The following is a 7,240-nucleotide window of genomic DNA, read 5'->3' on the forward strand; positions in this document are numbered from 1 at the left end:
AGAGGCTGTAAATTATATTACCGAAGATGATGCCTTCGGTTGGTTCAACCACTGTCGTCTATTTACCTGAAAATTGCTGTAATACTTCATCTAAACGTTCAGCATTTAGTTGTGGTTCCCCGTCAAAAACCATTACATCTGGATATACTTCGCGTCGATGTTCGGGAATCCACAGCCGTAAATCGCTGTTAATTGGCTCGAATTGAGTGTCGCGGAACACAGAGGTAAAATAGGTCAAAATGTTTTCACTGATGCGGCTGTGTTTGAGCGTTCCTCCAGGGATGGGTACAATTTTTCCATCTCGATATTCGCTGCGTCCTTCGGCTTTTTCTGCGATCGCGCGATATTCATCCAAGCTGTAGCGGCGCGAGATGGTAGAAATCATAGGTCGTAAGCGATCGCATTGGCTATTAAGACAACAATATTATTTTATCACATATTTGCTTCTGAGGTAGGAGTTAGATTTGTGATTGATAAATCATACTAACTTTATTGATGCCATCACTGTGGATTCATCCGAATCAAGTCTGTTAAAATGTTATCCAAGCTGCCGTTAACTTGAATTCGATCAATCTTCTCTGCAATCCGCTCTAATACTTCGAGTTCCTTTAAACGCAATGCAACGGGGTTATCCTCCATCACTTTGGCAGTGTTTAGCATACTGCGGGTAGCAGCCGTTTCTTCTCTACGTCTGACTACGTTGGCTTGAGCGGCTTTTTCTGCTTCAACTACTTTGCTCAAGATATTCTTAATTTCACCAGGTAAAATAATATCTTTTACACCTACAGAATCTACTTCAATTCCATAGTCTGCGGCTTTTTGGCGAATGTATTCAGAGATGCTTCTATCAATTGCACCTTTATCTTCTAATAAACCATCTAAGTTGCGTTCGCCGACTGCACCACGCAAAGCAAACTGTAATTCTTTGTACAAATAACCAGAAATATCTGATAACCCATTTTTTGCCCTCAATGGGTCGAGTATGCGGAAGCCAGCTGTCAAATTCAACCGCAGAGGTACTTTATCTTTAGAAAGGATATCTTGACCGGATACCTCCATATTTTGTAGTCGTAGGTCAATGGTTTCGGTTTGAAAAGAGCGGCCAAATAACCACCAAGCATGTACCCCTGGCGATCGCTGTCCTTGAAACTCTTGATTAATGTATACTAGTCCCACGTGCTGGGCGGGAACTTGGCAAATATGCAAACAGTTGCGACTGAGCAATTTTACTTCTGCTGAACCCTCAACCAACTCAGCCACTAAAGCAGGCTGTAACTGAGCATCAGCGCTGATATCGAGAATTTCCACTTCAACACCCTGCCAAAATAGTTTGCGGCTTGTGGGCGGCAAAATAGAAATTACTTTACCTCGATACCGCACAATTGCAACTTGTGAACTCAGTAATTGCACTGTTTGACAGTAAGCAGCAATAAAATCGGGATGTTTTTCAATGAGTACATCTTCCAGGGGAAAATCTGGGTTAGGGATAATTCGGCTAAGAGTTCGGACTGTAACATCTCTATCTACTGACCAAAAAGCATACTCTCCTGATTCTAGAGGTCGCACAAAATTGTTTTGCAGATATAGCAAACCAATCTCAGACTCGGAGATTTGGAACTTCTTCAGTCCATTCAAGGCAACTGAGCGCAATTGCTGCACAAAAAAACTAGGCAATTCTAAGCTTTCTTCTAAGTTGAAGAGATGAGATTCTACCTCAATAAAACCACGCCAAAAAGCTCGTAATTGATTTGGTGGAACGCTTACCCAATTCTGACCACAACGGACTAAAGCAGCTTGGTTAAATGCAGTTCTGATAATCAATAAATGTTGTTGCAGTTCGGCTTCGTGACTTCGCAACAACAATTCTAGGTTTTCAATCTGAGCTTGTGGCTGATTGAGGTCATAAATTTTGACTTGCCAATGCCGACCAAAATATGTATGTGTACCCGGCTGCAAGATTTTCTTAAAGTCACTGCGGTGATATAAGATGCCGATTTCGTTAAGTTTGATATAAAATGTTTGCCACATAGTAATTTGCATAAAGAATTTACTTGATATTTTAGGTAAGCTATGCAATGCCTGGTTTGGGCGTAGCGATGTCTACGACGGGCTACGCCAACGCAACCAGCTAAGAAAATTTGATAACAACATTTATAACCTTGCTTGAACTCAAATACCACCTATGTCTCACAGATCAAGTTTTGGAGTAGACAAAGGCTTAAGGATTGGTTTTAGCTTCTTGTACTACTATATACTACAAAAGATTTATTTACTTTGGGCGAAAGAAAGTAAGCGATCGCAGCAAGACGACATCGAGATTACGGCAAACTAGATTAGAAATAGCTGGACTTGGAGGCGAACCTTGAGGTAAATGGCGGTTTTCTGAAGCTATATAGTTAATTTGTCCATTTATTGCTATTTCAGCAGTCGTACAAATCAACCCGAAAATTGTCGCCGTAGGTTCTGAATAACCAAACCCGCAAAATAATTCTTTGACGCGGTTGTAAGAAATTGACTGAAAAAAATTCTGTAAATCAAGATTGACTATTACGTTTGCACCAATATGGGATTTAGCATTGGTGACTATGGAACGATTTTTACAAAAGCCGTGCGCTGCATTATGAATTTCTAATTTCTCTAAAATATTCTCTAGAATCTACCTTTGAGCGGCTTTAAGTTCAGGTTTTGGTGCAGAAATGATTCTTTCTCCACCTGTCTTTTTTTAGATTTTGAACGGGAGGTAATGTCTAGTTGTAGTTGTTAAAAAATGCAGTTTTTCTAAGCTGATTCCCATTGCTAAGGTTATTTATTCGGTAGTATTATATTCAGATAACCATGTGATCCCAAAAGTGCTAAATTATCAAGTCGCAACTTTTTTAGATTACTTTTAGTCGCTAATGGGGTAGTGCTGAGATTTTGGCTGGACATAATACAAAATATTTTTTTACTCTGCTAATGCAAGTGTTTACAGTTTAGGTGTGGGCAAAAGATTCTCCAGAACTGGATTAAGATTGCTGTTAATTTTCCCGAACTGCTCAATGGCAATCTAGAAAAAGAAAACCGCGCTCAAATATACCGTTCGCTTGCCAATCCAGAATTCCGAAGGAAAACTAGATGTTGGCAACGAAGGGACACACTCAAGTTAAGGAAAAATGCAGTTGCGCTTGCTCCTTGACTGTGGCTATCGAACATCACCCTTACGAGTGATGAGCGACAGCAGAACACTTGCACCGCAGAGTTTTTCAAATCACGGACTCGAACCGTTTTGGGATTTCTCCCGTACCATATTGGCTACTGTTACAGAGTAGTGTCTTTGGCCAGGACACGGTTTTGGGTGAAAGTATAGGAATCGAACCTACAACACATCGATTATCAGTCGATTGCTCTACCAGTGAGCTAACTTCCTGGGGTTTGATACAGGACTCGAACCTGTGACCAATCGATTATAAGTCGATCGCTCTGCCAACTGAGCTAATCAAACAATGGTATAGTTTAAAGCCCTCGGCGGTATACGCTTATGCAAAAGCTTGGCGCACCAGTTAGGCGTATAGAACCTAAACTATAGCTTTGTAACTTTGTTACTATCCCGCTCCAAATTTAGCACAGGAAAAAGGCTGTAATCTATTCTTTGGAAATTCCTAGATGTTCTCTCAAATCAACGTAAGGTGTTCTATTGCCTTTACTTAGGGGTTGGTGCCAAGCCAGGAGATTATTTAGCGCTTGCACACCATCTTCATTGGGTTTGAGGGTCAATATCAAGTTTTCACAGCGTCCACTAACTTGATTTGCGGTGCAAACCACATTTTGTCCATTCATTTTGCCAACAGTAATAAACTTCAGTTCTCTGTTGCGACGATAAGTTTCCAAGCGGTGGCTTACGTCTTGACAGCGCGTCAGTTTATTGTAACCAGCGTCTTTGAAGTAATTGGAAGTCCAGCGAATCCAAGGCTCAGAAACGCCTCTAGAATTTGTGTATACCGTTACGGGTTTGTTTCCTGATGTGTCACAATAAAATCCTCGCCTACTTTCGGCTTGACTTGGCTGATTGATGGTTGCAGTTGTACCGAGAGCGATGTCTACGACGGGCTTCGCCTACGCACCTGCAACCAAAACATTTGTCAATGATGCCAATTTCATGAGTATCTCTCAAATATTAAGTAAAAAGTTTTATTTGCCTTGCATTTAACACTCTCCCTACTAAAAATAGAGAGAGAGAGAATATAAGAAGATTTGACTTCTTATATCCTAATTGCTTAAGGTTTCAGGCGTTTTTACTTGTATATATAATGAGCCGCAACCCACTTGCGACCATGATTTGTTTTTTCCCAATGTGCAGGAACTAGCACTTTCTTTTTCACTGGTGGTGTATAACGTTTAACTTGTGGTGGTTTGTTTGCGATTATTTGAGCAGGTCTATTAGGACTATGGGGATTAACAATAACCTGTGATGCTGACGCTTGCGAAGGAATAGAAGTAACAGCAAATGGTAAAAGAAGCACTGCACCAGCAAGAATTTGTTTGATATTCATAAGTAAATCTTGTTTGGTAAATTGTATGATTAAAGTTGTAGAAACCTTAATCTGGTTGATGTCTCATGTTTATAAGGATATGATTTCAAACAGCTATATGCTAGTGATAAAAGTAACTAGTTAAATTATGACTTAAGTAATATCTCATGTCTGAGTTTATCAATGTCATATACTCGTAAAGCTTTCTCTGTCACCTTCTCATGATGGTTATCATAATCTTAAAAAAGCCGAATGCTCCATTTAAAACACCTGCTGTTTTCACTCCACCCATCATCGCTCCCATAATGCCGAGTGAAAGTGTATCGACTCCGGTCAGGTATAGATTTTTAATTGGTGTTCTAGCCCCGATCCAGGATTGATCCAGGCGTTCAGGAATACAGGGAATGCCGAAGATAGCACCGCGATCGCTAGCATCAAAGTGTTCCACCGTCAGTGGAGTTGAGAGTTCGGCATACTCAATCAAATCCTGAAAGCCAGGATAGTGGCGCTCCACTAACTGAATCAGGGATTGGGTAATTTGGGCTTTCAGTTCAGTGTAATCCGTGCCTCGCCGTCGCCAGGATTGTTCTTGCCACTGCGAAAAGAAATCATAGTCAACGTAGGCAATGATTTCTGCCGTATGCCCCTCAGCTAATGGATCTTTGAGTGATGGAAATGAGAGATAGCAGAATTTAGGTAAATTATCAGCAGAGATGGGTGGATCTTGGGTAATTGCGTCGTGGTTATAGGTCGTGTAAATCCAATGGTTCTCACCCTGAAACCCTAGTTGCTGTGGACTCTCTTTTAACCCTAAATATACCGTCACCATACTGTTACTTTTTGGAAACGCTTGAATTTTCTGGCGCTCTGCCAGCGCGTAGTTGGGTGGAATCAGCTTCACATAAGTATTGAAGGCTCCGGCATCAGACACCACAATAGGTGCAAAGTACGTTTCTAGGTCTGCCTTGGGATGTGCTGTATCTTGGGCTTTCACTCCCACTGCCACCCCGGATTCCAACAATATTTCTGTGACTCGGCGTTGGGTGATGACGACACCACCCCCCTGTTCAATCACGGGAATAATGGCTTGCGCGATCGCCTTTGCCCCACCCACAGGATACCAGCCGCCCTTAAAATAATGGGTAACAATCGCACCATGAATGCCAAAGCAACTTTGGGATGGCGGTAAGCCATAATTTCCCCACTGGGAAGCCAGTAATGCTTTGAGTTGGGCATCTTGAAAATGTCTGTTCAAATAATGCTGGGTCGTTTGTCTAGCAATAGCCCCAAAATGACGAACAAACCGCCTGAGTAGAGGATGCAGCAATACCGGAAATAGCTCCAACATTGAATGCGCCCCAAACCAAAATGCCGCTTTCTGGACATCCTTAAAGTATCGCCGAATGGCTGTCTGCTCGCGAGGAAAGCGCTGGATTAAATCAGACTGAAAGCGGTTGGGGTCAGAATAAACCTCAAAGGTGAAGTTCGGGTAGACAAATTTTTCAAACGGATCGGGCATCTTGTGCCAATTCAAATTGCCATTGGTGAGATAGTCAAACACAGCTTTGCCAGTGCCTCCATCTCCCATATTTCCAACATAGTGCAGCCCCACATCCCAAAGAAATTTTCCCTTGCGCTCAAAGGTATGGGTGAATCCCCCAGGGGTGAAATGCTGTTCTAACACTAAAACGCTTTTGTGATAAAGCTTAGATAGGAGCGCGGCAACCGTCAACCCACCAATTCCAGAGCCAATCACAATTGCATCAAACTGCTGCTGTCGAGTTGTTGTTAGCATAGTCCCTCTCACAAAGAATGTAGATGTTGTCGCTGTCAACCTCGTTCTAAAATTAGCTGTGTGAGTGGATTTATATGCATTCCCGATATTGAAAGCAGGAGTATTATTAATTCTACCCTCCTCACGATTCATCCTTATGGCTCAGTCTGGGAAAGCCAGACCAGTCATGGGGTCACGGATATATAACCCTAATGTTAGACTACGCATCGCTTCATCCCAAACGTGTATTAATTGTTCTGCTTGATCTGCCCAATAATCGAATGTAATCAAGCACTGAACATTTGACCCCAAACCAATACAAGTCCGCGAAAAAGCTTCCCGTGGTTCTTCTTGAGTGTCAATGAACTTGATCTCTGTCCAGACAATTCTGGCAGTTTGGCGCTTGATGGTAACAATTTCTCCTTTGGCAATGACGTTACGACTGTCGTCTTCCATGATTTTTTTCAAGGTGGGTTTTAGCGGAAATTGGCTCCAGTCGTTGGGTGGCAGGCGATTGAAAGATACTTCTAGGCAGCAATCATCGTTGGGCGGTTTTTTATCCATGAACTTGAAAGATTTTTCTTGTGGCTCAAAAACCCAATCTTGGGGAACATTGAAGCGAACAGCGCCTCTATCTGCTACAAAAATTTTGTAGCCTGATGGCGATTCCCAGCGATGATCGGGTTTGAGTTCAAGCGTTTCTTTAATCCACTGGAGATTGCTTTTCTTACGCTTTACCATAGTATTTTTGTTCTCTCTGCTGAAGAGGGCGTAGCTCATCGTAGATATCGCCGTAGTTGGGTAACAAGCGATCGCTTACTTTGTTAATATTATCAAATTCCTAGTTACAATACTCCGGACAATTTTTAGTTGACGGAATAGACAAGAAAGCTATCGAACCATTAAGGTGCTGATTAGAAAAAACTTGCACCGACTCGATAGCCATATGGAAATTGTA

General features: G+C 42.0%; 7 protein-coding genes, 2 tRNA genes and 1 pseudogene. 1 reads left to right on the forward strand and 9 read right to left on the reverse strand.

All coding sequences use genetic code 11. The features are described 5' to 3' along the window. Positions 1-79 precede the first annotated feature (79 nt). Positions 80-385, reverse strand: a pseudogene (locus HWQ39_RS02145) (Uma2 family endonuclease); the annotation flags it as partial. A gap of 116 nt (positions 386-501) precedes the next feature. Continuing rightward, positions 502-2,028: a slipin family protein gene (locus tag HWQ39_RS02150; RefSeq protein ID WP_292840918.1), complete on the reverse strand. Its 1,527-nt coding sequence runs from the start codon at positions 2,026-2,028 to the stop codon at positions 502-504. Between the two features lie 154 nt (positions 2,029-2,182). On the opposite strand from HWQ39_RS02150, the gene HWQ39_RS02155 reads away from it, so the two are divergent. Further along, positions 2,183-2,332: a hypothetical protein gene (locus HWQ39_RS02155; protein ID WP_292840908.1), complete on the forward strand. Its 150-nt coding sequence runs from the start codon at positions 2,183-2,185 to the stop codon at positions 2,330-2,332. Here the strand turns inward: HWQ39_RS02155 and HWQ39_RS02160 are convergent. From HWQ39_RS02160 to HWQ39_RS02190, 7 genes are all read right to left on the reverse strand, one after another. After that, the gene (locus tag HWQ39_RS02160; protein WP_366932213.1) at positions 2,270-2,656 is read right to left on the reverse strand and encodes a reverse transcriptase domain-containing protein; all 387 of its coding nucleotides are present in this window, start codon (positions 2,654-2,656) and stop codon (positions 2,270-2,272) included. The two genes, HWQ39_RS02155 and HWQ39_RS02160, sit on opposite strands and share 63 nt — an antisense overlap. Before the next feature lie 675 nt (positions 2,657-3,331). Further along, a tRNA-Ile gene (locus tag HWQ39_RS02165) sits at positions 3,332-3,406 on the reverse strand. Then, positions 3,406-3,481: transfer RNA gene (locus HWQ39_RS02170), tRNA-Ile, on the reverse strand. Before HWQ39_RS02170 ends, HWQ39_RS02165 begins: the two co-directional genes overlap by 1 nt. A 140-nt stretch (positions 3,482-3,621) precedes the next feature. Beyond that, positions 3,622-4,074: a COP23 domain-containing protein gene (locus tag HWQ39_RS02175; RefSeq protein ID WP_366932214.1), complete on the reverse strand. Its 453-nt coding sequence runs from the start codon at positions 4,072-4,074 to the stop codon at positions 3,622-3,624. A 197-nt stretch (positions 4,075-4,271) separates the two neighbouring features. Then, positions 4,272-4,529: a hypothetical protein gene (locus HWQ39_RS02180; RefSeq protein WP_292840910.1), complete on the reverse strand. Its 258-nt coding sequence runs from the start codon at positions 4,527-4,529 to the stop codon at positions 4,272-4,274. 190 nt (positions 4,530-4,719) lie between these two features. Next, positions 4,720-6,303: an NAD(P)/FAD-dependent oxidoreductase gene (locus HWQ39_RS02185; protein ID WP_292840913.1), complete on the reverse strand. Its 1,584-nt coding sequence runs from the start codon at positions 6,301-6,303 to the stop codon at positions 4,720-4,722. Positions 6,304-6,444: 141 nt separating this feature from the next. Next, positions 6,445-7,023, reverse strand: coding sequence for a hypothetical protein (locus HWQ39_RS02190; protein WP_292840915.1), 579 nt, complete (start codon positions 7,021-7,023; stop codon positions 6,445-6,447). Between the last annotated feature and the right edge of the window lie 217 nt (positions 7,024-7,240).

The organism is Nostoc sp. NMS8, assembly GCF_017115045.1.
GTDB lineage: Bacteria > Cyanobacteriota > Cyanobacteriia > Cyanobacteriales > Nostocaceae > Nostoc.